This window comes from Modestobacter sp. SYSU DS0511 (assembly GCF_054050755.1).
Window position 1 is genome coordinate 66,636 of record NZ_JBJGZY010000018.1, and the last position, 15,748, is coordinate 82,383.

The 15,748-nt window shown below is 76.3% G+C and carries 15 protein-coding genes; 3 read left to right on the forward strand and 12 right to left on the reverse strand.

The window, feature by feature from the left end:
- The first annotated feature begins 25 nt into the window (after window positions 1-25).
- Both ACI783_RS11185 and ACI783_RS11190 read left to right on the forward strand, forming a co-directional pair.
- Window positions 26-1,723 (forward strand): alkaline phosphatase D family protein, encoded by a 1,698-nt coding sequence (locus tag ACI783_RS11185; RefSeq protein WP_457140502.1) that lies wholly within the window; start codon window positions 26-28, stop codon window positions 1,721-1,723.
- On the forward strand, window positions 1,720-2,538 hold the full coding sequence (locus tag ACI783_RS11190) for an endonuclease/exonuclease/phosphatase family protein (protein ID WP_457140503.1): 819 nt from the start codon (window positions 1,720-1,722) through the stop codon (window positions 2,536-2,538). Before ACI783_RS11185 ends, ACI783_RS11190 begins: the two co-directional genes overlap by 4 nt.
- On the opposite strand, the gene smc is transcribed toward ACI783_RS11190, so the two are convergent.
- The 12 genes from smc to ACI783_RS11250 all read right to left on the reverse strand — a co-directional run bounded on the left by smc (window position 2,535) and on the right by ACI783_RS11250 (window position 15,114).
- Window positions 2,535-6,158, reverse strand: coding sequence for a chromosome segregation protein SMC (gene smc / locus ACI783_RS11195; protein ID WP_457140513.1), 3,624 nt, complete (start codon window positions 6,156-6,158; stop codon window positions 2,535-2,537). The genes ACI783_RS11190 and smc overlap by 4 nt on opposite strands.
- A gap of 68 nt (window positions 6,159-6,226) precedes the next feature.
- Entirely contained in the window at window positions 6,227-6,418 is a 192-nt protein-coding gene (locus tag ACI783_RS11200) for a hypothetical protein (protein ID WP_457085245.1), read from the reverse strand.
- Window positions 6,419-6,566: 148 nt separating this feature from the next.
- Complete coding sequence (locus tag ACI783_RS11205; protein ID WP_457140504.1) at window positions 6,567-6,839, reverse strand: acylphosphatase; 273 nt, start codon at window positions 6,837-6,839, stop codon at window positions 6,567-6,569.
- A complete protein-coding gene (mutM, locus tag ACI783_RS11210) occupies window positions 6,836-7,708 on the reverse strand; it encodes a bifunctional DNA-formamidopyrimidine glycosylase/DNA-(apurinic or apyrimidinic site) lyase (protein ID WP_457140505.1) in 873 nt (290 codons plus the stop codon). The genes ACI783_RS11205 and mutM overlap by 4 nt, the downstream gene beginning before the upstream one ends.
- Entirely contained in the window at window positions 7,709-8,533 is an 825-nt protein-coding gene (gene rnc, locus ACI783_RS11215; protein WP_457140506.1) for a ribonuclease III, read from the reverse strand.
- 23 nt (window positions 8,534-8,556) lie between these two features.
- Window positions 8,557-8,736 carry a 50S ribosomal protein L32 gene (rpmF, locus tag ACI783_RS11220; RefSeq protein ID WP_153362036.1) on the reverse strand — a complete coding sequence of 60 codons (180 nt, stop codon included), beginning with the start codon at window positions 8,734-8,736 and terminating at the stop codon, window positions 8,557-8,559.
- Between the two features lies 1 nt (window position 8,737).
- Window positions 8,738-9,418 carry a YceD family protein gene (locus ACI783_RS11225; RefSeq protein ID WP_457140507.1) on the reverse strand — a complete coding sequence of 227 codons (681 nt, stop codon included), beginning with the start codon at window positions 9,416-9,418 and terminating at the stop codon, window positions 8,738-8,740.
- A 151-nt stretch (window positions 9,419-9,569) separates the two neighbouring features.
- Window positions 9,570-10,259, reverse strand: coding sequence for a hypothetical protein (locus ACI783_RS11230; protein ID WP_457140508.1), 690 nt, complete (start codon window positions 10,257-10,259; stop codon window positions 9,570-9,572).
- Window positions 10,256-10,741, reverse strand: coding sequence for a pantetheine-phosphate adenylyltransferase (gene coaD / locus ACI783_RS11235; protein ID WP_457085251.1), 486 nt, complete (start codon window positions 10,739-10,741; stop codon window positions 10,256-10,258). Before coaD ends, ACI783_RS11230 begins: the two co-directional genes overlap by 4 nt.
- The gene (gene rsmD, locus ACI783_RS11240) at window positions 10,738-11,292 is read right to left on the reverse strand and encodes a 16S rRNA (guanine(966)-N(2))-methyltransferase RsmD (protein WP_457140509.1); all 555 of its coding nucleotides are present in this window, start codon (window positions 11,290-11,292) and stop codon (window positions 10,738-10,740) included. Before rsmD ends, coaD begins: the two co-directional genes overlap by 4 nt.
- The gene (recG, locus tag ACI783_RS11245; protein ID WP_457140510.1) at window positions 11,289-13,496 is read right to left on the reverse strand and encodes an ATP-dependent DNA helicase RecG; all 2,208 of its coding nucleotides are present in this window, start codon (window positions 13,494-13,496) and stop codon (window positions 11,289-11,291) included. The genes rsmD and recG overlap by 4 nt, the downstream gene beginning before the upstream one ends.
- A 1-nt stretch (window position 13,497) precedes the next feature.
- Window positions 13,498-15,114 (reverse strand): DAK2 domain-containing protein, encoded by a 1,617-nt coding sequence (locus ACI783_RS11250; RefSeq protein WP_457140511.1) that lies wholly within the window; start codon window positions 15,112-15,114, stop codon window positions 13,498-13,500.
- Window positions 15,115-15,332: 218 nt separating this feature from the next.
- Here ACI783_RS11250 and rpmB point away from each other — a divergent pair, with 218 nt between their 5' ends.
- Window positions 15,333-15,515, forward strand: coding sequence for a 50S ribosomal protein L28 (rpmB, locus tag ACI783_RS11255; RefSeq protein ID WP_438941656.1), 183 nt, complete (start codon window positions 15,333-15,335; stop codon window positions 15,513-15,515).
- Window positions 15,516-15,748: the final 233 nt, after the last annotated feature.

A 15,748-nucleotide genomic window follows, 5' to 3' on the forward strand; every position in this document is an offset into this window, starting at 1 on the left:
AGCCCGATGGGGCAGGCTCTCGCCCATGTCCGAGATCCCCGGCTCCCACCCGCTCCTGTTGCTCGGGCCGCTGCTGCGACACGTCGACCGGGTCTCGGCGACCGTGTGGGTGGAGACCGACCGGGCCTGCGAGGTGTCCGTGCTCGGCCGCACGGCGCGCACCTTCGGCGTGAACGGGCACCACTACGCCCTGATCGTCGTCGAGGACCTCGAGCCGGGCAGCAGCACCCCGTACGAGGTGCACCTGGACGACGTCCGGGTGTGGCCGCCGGCGCAGTCGCCGTTCCCGGCCAGCCGGATCCGCACCGCCGGCCGGCCCGGCCCGTTCCGCCTGGCCTTCGGCTCCTGCCGGTACGCCACCCCGGCGTCGGTCGACGTCCGGGAGAACATCCCGCCGGACGCGCTGGACGCCTACGCCCGCCGGCTGTTGGCCGTGCCCGAGGACGAGTGGCCCGACGCGCTCGTGCTGCTCGGGGACCAGGTGTACGCCGACGAGATCACCCCGGCGACGCGCAGCTGGATGGCGGCGCGGCGTGACCTCTCGCAGCCGCCGGGTGCCCAGGCGGCGGACTTCGAGGAGTACAGCCGGCTCTACGCGGAGTCCTGGAGCGACGCCGAGGTCCGCTGGCTGATGTCGACCATCCCGTCGTCGATGGTCTTCGACGACCACGAGATGATCGACGACTGGAACACCTCCGCCGCCTGGCGCGCCCAGGTCACCCCCACCGACTGGTGGCAGCGCCGGATCTGCGGCGGGCTGGTCAGCTACTGGGTCTACCAGCACCTGGGCAACCTCTCCCCGCAGGAGCTCGCCGAGAACGAGACCTGGCAGGCGATCCTCGCGTCCCCGGACGAGGACGCCGGGCCGATGCTCGACGAGATGGCCCGCGCCGCCGACGAGGAGCCGCTGAGCGTCCGGTGGAGCTACGTTCGGCACTGGGGCCCGGCCCGGCTGGTCATGGTCGACACCCGCGCCGGGCGCGCGCTGGAGGAGACCGACCGGAAGATCGTCGACGACGAGGAGTACGCGTGGGTCGACGCGGCGGTGTCCCAGGCGGTCGCCGACGGGGTCGACCACCTGCTCATCGGCACCTCGCTGCCCTGGCTGCTGCCGCACGCGGTGCACGACATCGAGCGGTGGAACGAGACGCTCTCGGTGCGGCACGCCGGCCGTCCGCTGGGCCGCCTGATGGAGAAGCTGCGCCAGGCGGCGGACCTGGAGCACTGGGCGGCGTTCGAGCAGTCCTTCGAGCGGCTGGGCCGCACGCTGCTCGAGGTCGCACGTGGTGAGCGGGGCCGGCCGCCGGCGACCGCGCTGGTGCTCTCCGGCGACGTCCACCACGCCTACGCCGCCGAGCTGGTGAGCCCGGGCGGGACGGAGAGCCGGATCCACCAGCTGACCGTCTCCCCGCTGCACAACGCCGCCCCGCACGCCATCGAGATCGGTTTCAGGCTCGGCTGGAGCCGCTGGGCCCGCGCCCTGACCGGGGCGCTGACCCGGCTGGCCCGGGTCCGGCCCAGCTCGCTGCAGTGGCGCAAGCAGGCCGGGCCGTTCTTCGGCAACGAGCTCGGGGAGCTGGTGCTCGACGGCCGGGAAGCCCGGTTCCTGCTGTGGGCCACCTCCCGCGACGACGACGGCACGGAGCACTTCACCCAGGTGCTGGACACCCGGCTCTCCGCGACGTCGCCGGCCCCGGCACCGGCTGCCACCCTGGGGGCATGACCGCACACGTGCCCGGCCCGGAGGGGCCACCGATCCCGGTCCGGCTGGTCACCTTCAACGTGCACCACGGCGTCGGGGACGACGGCCGGCACGACCTGCCGCGGCTCGCCCGGCTGCTGGCCGACGCCGACGCCGACCTGATCTGCCTGCAGGAGGTGGATCGGCACTTCGGGCCGCGCAGCGAGGGCGTCGACCAGGCCGAGCTGCTCTCCCGGGCGTTGGACATGGAGCTGGCATGGGGGCCGGCGATCGACGAGCCGGGCGGTGGGGACGGCAACGCCGACGGTGACCGGCGGCAGTACGGCAACGCGCTGCTTTCCCGGCTGCCGCTGCTGTCCCGCGACGTCCACCCGCTGCCCGGGGGCGGTGAGCCGCGCAGCGCGCTGCGCGCCCGGGTCGGGCTGCCCGGCGGCGCGCTGTGGGTGACCACCACGCACCTGTCCAGCGGCTCGGCGGCCGACCGCGCCGCCCAGGCCGCCGCGGTGGCGGAGCTGCACGCGGCGGCTGCGGAGCCAGGCGTGCTGGTCGGTGACCTCAACGCCGACGCCGGCGCCCCGGAGCTGGAGCCGCTGCGGGCCCGGCTCGCCGATGCCTGGCAGCAGGCGGCCGAGCGCAGCGACCAGGCCGGCCGGCTCTCGCTGCACCGCGACGCCGGGCTCACCCACCCGGCCCGCCGGCCACGGGTGCGGATCGACCAGGTGTGGGTGACCAGCGGCGTCACCGTGACCGACGCCCGGGTGCTCGACGGCGCCGGCACCTCCGACCACCACCCGCTGCTGGTCGACCTGCGGGTGGTCACCAGCGAGTACGACTAGGCCGGCTGGGGTTCACGCAGGCGCTGGCTGATCACGCCGGTGATGCCGTCGCCCCGCATGCTGACCCCGTAGAGGGCGTCGGCGATCTCCATCGTCCGCTTCTGGTGGGTGATCACGATGAGCTGCGAGGTGTCGCGCAGCTGCTCGATGAGCGTGATCAGCCGGCCCAGGTTGACGTCGTCCAGCGCGGCCTCGACCTCGTCGAGCACGTAGAACGGCGAGGGCCGGGCCCGGAAGATCGCCACCAGCAGGGCGACCGCGGTCAGCGACCGCTCCCCACCGGACAGCAGCGACAGCCGCTTCACCTTCTTGCCCGGTGGGCGGGCCTCCACCTCGACGCCGGTGGTGAGCAGGTCGTCGGGGTCGGTGAGGAAGATCCGCCCCTCCCCGCCGGGGAACAGCGTGCCGAAGACCTGCTCGAACTCCCGCTGGGTGTCGGCGAACGCCTGGGCGAACACCTCGTGGATGCGCGCGTCGACCTCGCGGACGACGGTGAGCAGGTCCCGGCGGGTGGTCTTGAGGTCCTCCAGCTGGGTGGCGAGGAAGGTGTGCCGCTCCTCCAGGGCCGCGAACTCCTCCAGCGCCAGCGGGTTGACCTTGCCCAGCGCCGCGAGGTCGCGCTCGGCCCGGGCGGCCCGGCGTTCCTGCGCGGAGCGGTCGTAGGGCACCGGATCGGGCTCGGGCTCACCGGCCGCCTCGGCCGCGGCCACCTCGGCCTGGCTCGGCGGGACGGCGGCGTCGGGGCCGTACTCGGCGACCAGGGTGGCGAGGTCGACGCCGTACTCCTCGGCCGCCCGGGCCTCCAGCGCCTCGATCCGCAGGCGCTGCTCGGCGCGGGCCACCTCGTCGCGGTGCACCTCGTCGGTGAGCCGGTCCAGCTCGGCGGTGTGCTCGCGCACCCGGGCGCGGACGGCCAGCAGCTCCGCCTCCCGGCCGGTGCGGGCCTCGGCGAGCGCGTCGCGCTCGGTGGCGGCCCGGGCCAGCGAGGTGGTCAGCGCGGTCAGCGCCTCCTCGGCTCCGGTGCGCACCCCGGCGGCGACGCGGGCACCGCGTTCGCGGGCCGCGCGGGCGGCGGCGGCACGCTCCCGGGCGGCGCGCTCCTGCCGGGCCTGCCGGCGCAGTGACTCGGCCCGGCCGGACAGCGAGCGGGCCCGCTCCTCGGCGGTGCGCACCGCCAGCCTCGCCTCGGTCTCGGCCTGCCGGGCCGCGGTGGCCTCGGCGCGCAGCCGGTCGCGCTCCTCGGTCGAGGGCTCCTCCTCGACCGGCGCGGCCTCGGCGGCGGCCAGCCGCTCCGCCAGCTCGGTCACCGCGGCGACCGCCTGCTCGTGGGCCTGTTCGGCGCGCACCCGGGCGGCGTCGAGCCGCTCGGCCTCCGCGACCGCGGAGCGCGCGGCGGCGCCGAGTTCGGCGAGCTCCGCCGCCGCGACCGAACGCGCCCGGTCACCGGCCTGGCGTGCGGTGAGGGCGGCGTCGACCTCGGCGGAGCGCTCGGTGGCGACCTGCCGGGCCGCGGCGAGCTGCTCGGCGAGCTCCGCGGCGGCGGCGGTCGCCGCCTCGAGCGCGGCGGCGGCCTCCTCGACCCGGGCGCGCACCTCCAGCCCGGAGGGGGCGTTGACCTGGCCACCGGTGGCCCAGTCGGCACCGAGCAGGTCACCGGCCCCGGTGACGGCCCGGACCCGTGGGTGGGTGCGCACCAGCGCCACGGCGGCGGGGAGATCGGCGACGACGGCGACCCGCTCCAGCGCCCGGGCCAGGGCGGGCCCGAGCTCCGGCGGCGCCTGCACCAGGTCGAGTGCCCAGCGGGCGCCGGCGGGCAGTTCCGGCCAGCCGTCGCGGGCGACGGGTGGGAGGCCGCCGGTGACCAGCAGCCCGGCCCGGCCGCCGGCGCTCTCGGCCAGGTGGGTGAGCACGTCGGCGGCCTCGGCCACCCCGGCGACGACGACGGCGTCGGCCAGGCCGCCGAGCGCGGCGGCGAGCGCGACCTCGGCGCCGGGGGTGACGGTGAGCCGGTCGGCGACCGGCCCGAGCACGCCGGGCAGCCCCGCGGAGAGCACCGCGGCCGCGCCGTCGGCCGGGGCCAGGCCGAGGGCCAGGGCGTCCCGGCGGGCCTGGGCGCCGGCCCGGTCGCGCTCGGCGGCGCGCTCGGCGGCGGTGAGCTCGGTGACCGTGCGCACCGCGTCGGCGTGCGCGGTGACCGCGGCCGCGTGCGCCGCGGCGAGGTCGGTGTCGTCGCCGGCGTCCTCGGTGAGCTCGTCGCGCCGCCGGGCCAGCCGCTCGGCGGCGGCCTCGGCCCGCTCGGTCGCCTCGGCCGCGGCGGCGGCCAGCCGCTCGGTCTCCGCCTCCCCGGCGGCGGCGCGGGACCGTCCGGCGGCCACCTGGCCGGAGAGCCGGGCCAGCTGCTCGCGCCGGTCGGCCAGCGCCCGGGCGGCGGCGACCAGCGCCCGCTCGGCGTCGGTGAGCGCGGACTCGACGTCGGTGCGCACGGCGACCGCCGTGGCGAGCCGGGCCCGCTCGGCGTCCAGGGAGGCGGCGAGCTCGCGCTCGGTGGTCTCGACCCGGTCGGCCTCGGCGTCCAGCTGCTCGGGGTCGCGGCCGGCCGGGCCCGCCGGGGGCGCGGCGGAGAGGTGCCGGTGCCGCTCGGCCGCCAGCTGGGCGACGCTGCGGAACCGCTCGCCGAGGGTGGAGAGCCGGTACCAGGCCTCCTGGGCGGCGGCGAGCTGCGGCGCGTCCGCGGCCAGCTGCCGCTCCAGGGCCGACTCGGCGCGAGAGGCCTCGGCGAGCGACTGCTCGACGACGGCCCGCCGGGCGCGCGCGGCGGTCTCGTCGGCGACGTCCTTCTCCAGCGCGTCGCGCAGGCCGACCAGGTCGTCGGCGAGCAGCCGCAGCCGGGCGTCGCGCAGGTCGGCCTGCACGCCCGCGGCACGACGGGCCACCTCGGCCTGCCGACCCAACGGCTTGAGCTGGCGGCGCAGCTCGGCGGTCAGGTCGGTCAGCCGGTCGAGGTTGGCCTGCATCGCGTCGAGCTTGCGGAGCGCCTTCTCCTTGCGCTTGCGGTGCTTGAGGACACCGGCGGCCTCCTCGATGAACGCGCGGCGGTCCTCCGGCCGGCCGGACAGGACGGCGTCGAGCTGCCCCTGACCGACGATGACGTGCATCTCCCGGCCGATCCCGGAGTCGCTGAGCAGCTCCTGGACGTCGAGCAGGCGGACCTTGTCGCCGTTGATCTCGTACTCGCTCTCCCCGGAGCGGTACATGCGGCGGGTGATCGACACCTCGGTGTAGTCGATCGGGAGGGCGCCGTCGGCGTTGTCGATGGTGAGGGTGACCTCGGCGCGGCCCAGCGCCGGGCGGCCGGCCGTGCCGGCGAAGATGACGTCCTCCATCTTGCCGCCGCGCAGGCTCTTGGCGCCCTGCTCGCCGAGCACCCAGGCGATGGCGTCGACGACGTTGGACTTGCCCGAGCCGTTCGGGCCGACGACGGCGGTGATGCCCGGCTCCAGGCGGAGCGTCGTCGGCGACGCGAAGGACTTGAAGCCCTTGAGCGTCAGGCTGGACAGAAACAGGACCCCGTCCCCCTCACCACTCGCAGGCTCGCGGCGAGCCTCCGGACGGGGCCGAATCTAGCCCACCGGTCGGGCACCCAGGGCTCGCGCGGGGCGGCCGGGGCGGGTGGTGCGGAGGCGGTCGTTCAGGCCAGCGCGGGGGTGGCCGACTCGTCGGCCAGGGTGAGCAGCTCGCGGGCGATGACGTGGTCACGCTCCTCGCGGAGGACGGCGAGCTCCTCCTCCAGGCGGCGTACCCGCGCGCGCAGCGCGGCGTTCTCCTGGGCCATCCGGAGCTCGTGCGGAGCGACGACGGAACCGAACAGGGCCTTGGCCATGACTGAGCGGCCTCTCGCAGACAGGAGGTGGTTCCCGTGCACCGCCGGAGGCGGTCTGCACGGGTTGGTCGCTTCAGGGTGACACCCGCCTCGACCTCGGTCAACGCCTCGGCTACCGCGTCCCCGTGTCGGGTGGATGTCGTCTTGGTCACCCCGTGGTGAAGCCGTGCACCCCCTGCACCACGTCGTCCCGGGCCTGGACCCCGCGGACCCTGCCGGGGGCGTCGGGCCCGTCGAGAGCGGCGAGCACCGCGGCGACGTCGTCGGCCGGCCCCTCGAGGACCACCTCGACGCGCCCGTCGGGCAGGTTCGTCGCCGACCCGGCCAGGCCGCGCGCGGTGGCCGCGCGGTGCACGAAGAACCGGTAGCCGACCCCCTGGACCAGGCCGTCGACGAGCGCCACCACCCGCCGCGCGCTCATGCGCGCCGCCGGGGTCGGGGCTGGCACTGCGGGCAGCTGTAGCTGGACCGGTTCATGAACTGCTCCCGGACGACGGCGGTGCCGCACCGCGGGCAGGGCCGGTCCTCCTGCCCGTAGACGGCCAGGTGGCGGGAGAAGTAGCCGCTCTGCCCGTTGACGTCGACGTAGAGCGAGTCGAACGACGTCCCGCCCTGGGCCAGCGACTCCCCGAGCACGTCCCGGACGCCCTCCAGCAGTGCGGTGACCTGCGGGCGGGTGAGCTTGTCGGTGGGCCGGGCGCCGTGCAGCCCGGCACGCCACAGCGACTCGTCGGCGTAGATGTTGCCCACCCCGCCGATCAGCGTCTGGTCCAGCAGTGCCCGCTTGATCTCGGTGCGGCGCCGACGGAGGGCGGCGGTGAAGGCCGCCTCGTCGAAGCCGGGGTCCAGCGGGTCGATGGCGATGTGCGCCAGGCGGGGCGGCAGCTCCTCGCCGGTGGTCTCCTCGACGGCCAGCCCGCCGAAGGTGCGCTGGTCGACGAAGCGCAGCTCACGGCCGCCGTCGGTGAACCGGAAGCGCGCGCGCAGGTGCACCTCGTCGGGCTCGCTGCGCTTCTCCACCAGCAACTGGCCGCTCATGCCCAGGTGCGCGACGAGCGCCCGGTCGGCGGGCGTGCCGTCGGCGCCGGCCAGCGGCAGCCACAGGTACTTGCCGCGGCGGTGGGCGGCGGTGAACGTGGCGCCGGTCAGCGTCGCGACGAAGTGGTCGACGCCCTCCAGGTGCCGCCGGACCGCGCGGGGGTGGCGGACCTCGACGGCGGCCACGGTGCGCCCGGCGACCCAGCGCTCGAGCCCACGCCGGACGACCTCGACCTCGGGGAGCTCGGGCACTCAGGCCCCCGCGGCCTTCTCCGACCCGGCCTCCGCCTCGGCCGACAGCGCCCGCCAGGCCGCCTCGGCGGCCTCCTGCTCGGCGGCCTTCTTGGTCCGGCCGGAGCCGCGGCCGCGGGCGGTGCCGGCCAGCAGCACCGACGCGGTGAAGGTCTTGGCGTGGTCGGGGCCCTCGTCCTCCACCTGGTAGACCGGCGCGCCCAGCCCCTGCGCCGCGCCCAGCTCCTGGAGGCTGGTCTTCCAGTCCAGACCGGCGCCCCGGGTGGCCGACTCGGCCAGCAGCGGGTCGAAGAGCCGGTGCACCAGGGCGCTGGCGACGTCCAGGCCACGGCCCAGGTGGATCGCGCCGATCAGCGCCTCGAGGGCGTCGGCGAGGATCGAGTCCTTCTCCCGGCCGCCGGTGGTCTGCTCACCGCGGCCCAGCAGCAGGTGCGGACCGATGCCGCCGTCGCCGAGGGAGCGGGCGACCTTGGCCAGCGAGGTCATGTTGACCACGGAGGCCCGCAGCTTGGCCAGCTGCCCCTCGGGCAGGTCGGGGTGGCTGCGGTACAGCTCGTCGGTGACGACCAGGCCGAGCACCGAGTCGCCGAGGAACTCCAGGCGCTCGTTGGTGGGCAGGCCGCCGTGCTCGTACGCGTAGGACCGGTGGGTCAGCGCGAGGATGAGCAGGTCGCCGGGGAGCGAGACGCCGAGGGCGTCGGCCAGCCAGCGGGCGGCCTGCGCGGCGTGCGCGTCACCGGCGGGTGAGCGACCACCGGCGTCCACCGCCGGTGGCTGCACGGAGCCGTCGGCGGTGGACGCCGGTGTCGTGGTCGAACTCGCCACGCGGGGAGCGGGTGCGGAGCTGGTCAGACCGCGAGGGTCTGACGGCCGTCGTACTGACCGCAGGTGGGGCAGGCCTGGTGCGGCGGCTTGAGCTCGCGGCAGGCCGGGTTCTGGCAGGCGGCCAGGGTGGGGGCGGTCGTCTTCCACTGCGAACGGCGGGACCGGGTGTTCGCGCGCGACATCTTCCGCTTCGGGACGGCCACGTCAGTTCTCCTCTGGGTCGGTGCGGGCGGACCCGGACTGGGACCCCTCCGCGGTGTCGGTCAGGTGCGCGAAGCGGTCGGCCAGCCCGGCGAACCGGGGGTCGAGCACCTCGTGCGAGTGGTCGGCGGGCAGGTCGTCGAGCCGCTCACCGCAGTCGACGCACAGGCCGGCGCAGTCGGGCGTGCAGGTCGGCGACAGCGGCAGGGTGAGCACGACGGTGTCGCGGACCAGCGGCGCGAGGTCGATGGTCTCGCCCTCGATCCGGCGGACCTCGTCCTCACCGCTGGTCGCCTCGGTGGTGCTGCCCTCGTAGGCGTACAGCTCCTGCACGTCCAGGGTGAGGGTGTCCTCGAGGGGCTCCAGGCAGCGGGCGCACTGGCCGGTGACCGGGACGTCGACCTCGCCGGAGACGAGCACGCCCTCCATGACCGACTCCAGGCGCAGTCGCAGGTCGACCGGCGCGCCCTCGGGCACGCCGATCATCTCGACGCCCCAGCCCTCCGGGGCGGGCAGCGTCTTCTCCCACTCGCGCATCGAGCCGGCCCGGCGGCCGAGCTCGCGCAGCTCGATCTTCCAGGCCTTGGCGGCGGCCCGCTCCGCAGCGGTCGCGGCGGGGTCGCCGGCGGGACGCCGGGCGTCGGTGGACGCGGCGTCGGAGGGGCGGGCGGAGGCAGCAGGCATGTCAGTACTCGTCGTCGTCGGTGTGGGGTGCCGGCACGGCCCCGCGCGGACGACGCGGGACGGCACGGAGCCGGACAAGCGTCCAGCCTACCCGATCCCCGGCGGGCACCCACCGGGGCGCCATGCGGAACGGGCAGGGCCGCGGCAGGGGTCAGGGGGTCCTGAGGTTGCTGCGTGCCTGCTCCACCGAACGCGCCATGTGGGCGAGGGTGTTCCCGAAGTCGGCCAGCCGGGTGTCGACGTACTCGTCGACCTCCGCCCGCATCCGGGCCACCTCCGCCGCCGTCTGGGCGCCGAGCTCGTCGGCGCGGGCGACGGCGGTGCGGTACACCTCGGTCTCGGTGAGCAGCCGCTCGTTCTCGGCGACGCCCTCGGCGACCAGCTGCTCGGCCTGCGCCCGCCCCTCGGCGACCAGCTGGTCGCGCAGCCGCTCGGCCTCGGCGACGATCGCCTCCGCCTCGGCCTCGGCGCGGGCCAGCAGGTCGTCGGCCTGCTCGCGGGCCTGGGTGAGCAGCTCGTCGCGCTGCCGCCGGGCGGTGCCGACGATCTCCTCCCGCTGCCGCCGGGCGGCGGAGACGACCTGGTCGCTCTCGTTGCGGGTGCGCCCGGTCAGCCGCTCGGCCTCGGCCTGGGCCTGCTGGAGGATCTCGGTGCGCTGCTCGACGATCGCGCCGGCGGCGTGCACCTCCTCCGGCAGCGTCTCGCGCAGCTCGTCGAGCAGGTCCAGCAGGTGGTCGCGCGGGACCATGCAGGACCCCGACATCGGGAGGCTGCGGGCGTTCTCGATGACGGTGGTCAGCTCGTCCACGGTCTCGTACAGCCGGTACACGACCTCGGTCATGCGGATGCCTCCCGGGCCCGGGCCACCAGCCGGTCGTTGACCGCCTTGGGGACCAGCGACGAGACGTCCCCGCCGAACCGGGCGATCTGCTTCACCAGGCTGGAGGAGAGGTGCCCGACCTGCGGTGCGGTGGGCACGAACAGCGTCTCGACGCCGGCCAGTTCGCGGTTCATCTGCGCCATCTGCAGCTCGTACTCGAAGTCGCCGACCGCGCGCAGCCCCTTGACCACCACCGGCAGGCCGTTCGCCGTGCAGTAGTCGACCAGCAGGCCGGAGAAGCTGTCGACGACCACGTTCGGCAGGTCGACGGCGGCCTCGCGCAGCAGCGCCATCCGCTCCTCGACGTCGAACAGGCCGGCCTTGCCCGGGTTCACCAGCACCGCGACGACCAGCTCGTCGTACAGCGCGGCGGCACGGCGGATGACGTCGACGTGGCCGTTGGTGACCGGGTCGAACGAACCGGGGCAGACCGCGCGCCTCACAACGAGCGACCGTACCGGAGCACGGCCTCGCCGTAGCGCCGATCGCGCAGCCCGGTCAGCGGTGTCGGCCAGTCGAAGGGCGCGTCCCGGCTGGCGCGCTCGACCACCACGACCGCCTCCGGGGCGAGCCAGCCGCCGTCGGCCAGCGCGCGCAGCACGCCGAGCACCTCGTCGTCCCCGACCGCGTACGGCGGATCGGCCAGCACCAGGTCGAAGGCGGCCGGCGCCGGCCGGGCGACCACGGTGGGCACCGAGCCGGCGAGCACCCGGGCACCGGGCAGGCCGACGGCGGCGACGTTGGCCCGCAGCATGGGCAGCACCTTCGGGCCGGACTCGACCAGCAGTACCTCGGCGGCCCCGCGGGACAGCGCCTCCAGCCCGAGGGCGCCGGTGCCGGCGTAGAGGTCGAGCACCCGGGCGCCGTCGAGGTCCAGCAGCGAGGCCAGGGAGTTGAACAGCCCCTCCCGGGCGCGGTCGCCGGTGGGCCGCACCCCGGACGCCGGCACCTTCAGCCGCCGCCCGCCCGCCGTTCCCGCGATGATCCGGGTCAAGCCTTCTCCAGGTAGTCGGCGCGGTCGTCGAGCGCCAGGGCGGCGACGGCGGCGGCGAGCTCGGGGTGGTCGGCGAGCCCGCCGCCCTCCTCGACCAGCCGGGTGGCCTCCACCCGGGCCTCGGCGATCAGCTGCTCGTCGTCGAGCAGCGACAGCAGCCGCACCCCCGACCGCCGCCCGGACTGCGCCGCGCCGAGCACGTCGCCCTCCCGTCGGGTCTCCAGGTCCAGCCGGGCCAGCTCGAAGCCGTCGGTGGTGGCGGCGACCGCAGCCAGCCGCTGCCCGGTGGCCGAGGAGGCGGGCGCCTCGCTGACCAGCAGGCACAGCCCCGGGTGCTTGCCGCGGGCCACCCGGCCGCGCAGCTGGTGCAGCTGGCTGACGCCGAACCGGTCGGCGTCCATCACCACCATCACCGTGGCGTTGGGCACGTCGACGCCGACCTCCACGACGGTGGTGGCCACCAGCACGTCGACCTCGGCGGCCGCGAAGGCCCGCATCCGGGCCTCCTTGTCCTCCGGGGTCATCCGGCCGTGCAGCACCTCGACCCGCAGCTCCGCCAGCGGACCGGCGCGCAGCTCCTCGGCGACGTCGAGCACCGCCAGCGGGGGCCGCCGGTCGCTGCCGCCCGAGGGCTCCTCCGGCGGGGCACCGTCGGCGTCGTCCGGGCCGTCGTCGTCGCGCGCGGCGCCCTTGCCGTCCTCGGCGTCCCCGATGCGCGGGCACACCACGTAGGCCTGCCGCCCGGCGGCGACCTCCTCGCGCACCCGGGCCCAGGCGCGGTCGAGCCAGGACGGCTTCTCCCGGACCGGCACCAGGGAACTGGACACCCCGCCGCGGCCGGCGGGCAGCTGGCGCAGCGTGGAGGTCTCCAGGTCGCCGTAGACGGTCATCGCCACGGTGCGCGGGATGGGCGTGGCGGTCATCACCAGCACGTGCGGGGGGCGGTTGCCCTTGGCCCGCAGCGCGTCGCGCTGCTCGACCCCGAACCGGTGCTGCTCGTCGACGACGACCAGCCCGAGGTCGGCGAACTCCACGCCCTCCTGCAGCAGGGCGTGGGTGCCGACGACGATGCCGGCGCTGCCGTCGGCGACGGCGGCGCGGGCCTCCCGGCGGACGGCGGCCTTCTGCGATCCGGTGAGCAGCACCACCCGGGTGCCGGCCGGGTCGCCGTCGAGCTCGCCGGCCCGGCCGAGCGGCCCGAGGACCGCGGCGAGGCTCCGGGCGTGCTGGGCGGCGAGCACCTCGGTGGGCGCCAGCAGCGCAGCCTGCCCTCCGGCGTCGACGACCTGGGCCATCGCCCGCAGGGCGACGACGGTCTTGCCCGAGCCGACCTCGCCCTGCAGCAGCCGGTTCATCGGCTGCTCCCCGGCCAGCTCCGCGGCCAGCTCCTCCCCCACCTCGCGCTGCCCGTCGGTGAGCACGAACGGCAGGGCGGCGTCGACGGCGTCGAGCAGGCCGCCGGCGCGGCGCGGCCGGGCGATGCCGGGCTCGAGCGCGGCGGCGCGGCGGCGGCCGGCGAGGGTGGCCTGCAGCACGATCGCCTCGTCCCACTTGAGCCGCTCGTCGGCCACGTCGACCTGCTCCTGGGAGTCCGGTCGGTGCTTGTAGCGCAGCGCGGTGACCAGGGGCACCAGCCCGTGCCGCTCCCGCACCGCGGCGGGCAGCGGGTCGTCGAGCGCCTGGGCCAGCGAGCGCTCGTCGTCCAGCAGCAGCTTCACCGACTTCTGGATCACCCAGCTGGAGACGTCCTTGCTCGCCGGGTAGATCGGCACCAGTGCGCGGGCCCAGTCGTCGTCGTCGCCGGTGATCACGTGGCAGTCGGGGTGGGTGAACTGCAGGTCGCCCTGCCACTTGCCGACGGTGCCGGCGAACAGCCCCCACTCCCCGACGTCGAGGTGGGCGTGCCGGTGGTTGAAGAAGACCAGCCGCATGCTGCCCGCGCCGTCGCCCACGGTGACCTCGGTGATCGTGCCGCGGCGCTGGCGCATCGGCCGGCTGCTGACCTTCTTCACCTGGGCCAGCACGGTGACCCGGTCACCGACCTGGAGGTCCTCCAGCCGGCTCATCTCCCCGCGCCGGGCGTACCGGCGCGGGTAGTGCCGCAGCAGGTCGCGGACGGTGTGCAGCGACAGCTGGTCGGCCATCGCCTTCGCCGTCTTGGGGCCCACCACCCGGCCGAGCGGGGTGTCCATCGCCAGCGCCACGTCACTCCACCCCGACCAGCAGCGGGAGGGCGCCCTCGCCGCCGGCGTAGCGCAGCACCTCGACCGTGGGGTGCACCGCAGCCAGGTGCGAGCAGACGGCGTCGCCCAGCAGCTCGTCGCCGGCCACCACGGTGGCCAGCTCACCGCCGGCCGACAGCAGCCGGTCCAGCAGCTCCGCGGCGACGGCGGCGAGCTCGGCCCCGATGACGACGACGTCGCCGTCGGCGGTGCCCAGCACGTCGCCGGCGGAGCAGCGACCGGCCGAGGTGAGCGCCTCGTGCTCGGCGACGACGACCTCCGCCCAGCGCGTGGCCGCCGCGGCCTCGGCCATGGCGATCACGTCGTCACCGAACCGGCGCGCGGGGTCGGCGACCGCCAGCGCGGCGACGCCCTGCACCGCCGAGCGGGTGGGCACGACGGCGACGTCTCGCCCCTCCTCGCGGGCCCGCTCCGCCGCCCGCGCCGCCACGGCGGTGACCTCGGGGTGGTTGGGCAGCACGACGACCTGCTCGGCGCCGGTGCCGAGCACCGCGGCCAGGACGGCGTCCTCGGTGACCGCGTCGACCGGGGCGGTGAGCACGGTGACCCCCTCCCCTTCGAAGAGGTCGGCCAGGCCCGCCGCGCAGGCCAGCGCCACGACCGCACGGACGCCGGGGGCGGCCGCCGGGGGGCGCACCGGGGCGAGCGGCGTGACCGTGATGCGGTGCGGGCGGCCGGCCTCGATGCCGGCCTCGATCGCCGCCCCGACGTCGGAGACGTGCACGTGCACGTTCCACTCCCGCCCGTCGGGGGTGTCGACCCCGACGACGACCAGCGAGTCGCCGAGGGCGGCCAGCCGCTCCTGGAGGACGGCGACCGCGGCGTCGTCGGAGTCGGCGAGCAGGTACTGCACCTCGCTGCCGGGGCCGGCCGGGGGCTGACCGACCAGCGGCGCAGGCCGGTGCCGGTGGGGCCGGCCGGCGAGCGGCGGGCGGATCGGCACCTCGCCGGTGACCGTGCCGACGAGCGCGTCGAGCACCAGGCACCAGCCGGCCCCGCCCGCGTCGACCACGCCGGCGTCGCGGAGCACGGCGAGCTGGCCGGGGGTGGCCTGCAGCGCGGTGCGCGCGCCGTCGGCGGCGGCCCGGACGACGTCGGGCAGCGCGTCGCGGCCCTCGTCGACCGCGGTCACCGCGGCCTCGGCCCCGGCGCGGGCCACGGTGAGGAAGGTGCCCTCCTCCGGGTCGGCCACCGCGCCGTAGGCAGTGCGCGCCGCGGTGGCCAGCGCGCCGGCGAGGACGGGGCCGTCGACCCGCTCGGCATCGGCCAGCCCGTCGGCCAGGCCGCGCAGCAGCTGGGCGAGGATCGCGCCGGAGTTGCCCCGGGCACCGAGCACCGCGCCCCGGGCGAGGACGGCCCACGCCGACTCCCCCGCCGCCGACTGCCCCGCCGACTGCTCTGCCGCGGACTGCAGCGCGGTCTGCCCGGCCTCGGCGGTGAGCAACAGGTTGGTGCCCGTGTCGCCGTCGGGCACCGGGAAGACGTTGAGCTCGTCGAGCCGGCTCCGGGACGCGGAGAGCGTGTGGACGACGGCGGCGCTCCACCGGCCGACCGCCGCGTCGTCGAGCACCTGCAGCACGGACGGCAGGGTACCGGCGCCCACCGACGGATCCCGTTCGAGCGCTGCGCTCGCGCCCGGCGGGAGCCGGGCGGACCCGGCCGGTCCGACAGCCCCGGCCGGGACCGGCTACAGTGGTCTCCAGTCTGCGTGTGGGTACTCGTGTGCCCGTGTCCGAACGACCGCGCTGCAAACGACTTCAGTTGAACGACTTCTGGGAGTGATCCGCCGTGGCTGCCGTGTGCGATGTCTGTGGCAAGGGGCCCGGTTTCGGTATGTCGGTGTCGCACTCGCACCGCCGCACGCCGCGCCGTTGGAACCCGAACATCCAGTCCGTGCGGGCTGCGCTGACCGGCGGTGGCCGCCAGCGCATGAACGTCTGCACCTCCTGCATCCGTGCGGGCAAGGTCGTCCGGGGCTAGTTCCCCGCTGACCACTCCCGGCTCCGGCCGGGACACCCAGACCCCGGAGGTCCTCGTGACCTCCGGGGTCTTTCGTGTGCTCGGTGCGCCCGGAGCCACACACCTCTCTCCGACAGTCGTGGGGGGGGGGGGGGGGGGGGGGGGGGGGGGGGGGGGGGGGGGGGGGGGGGGGGGGGGGGGGGGGGGGGGGGGGGGGGGGGGGGGGGGGGGCGGGGGGGGGGGGGGGCTCGGGG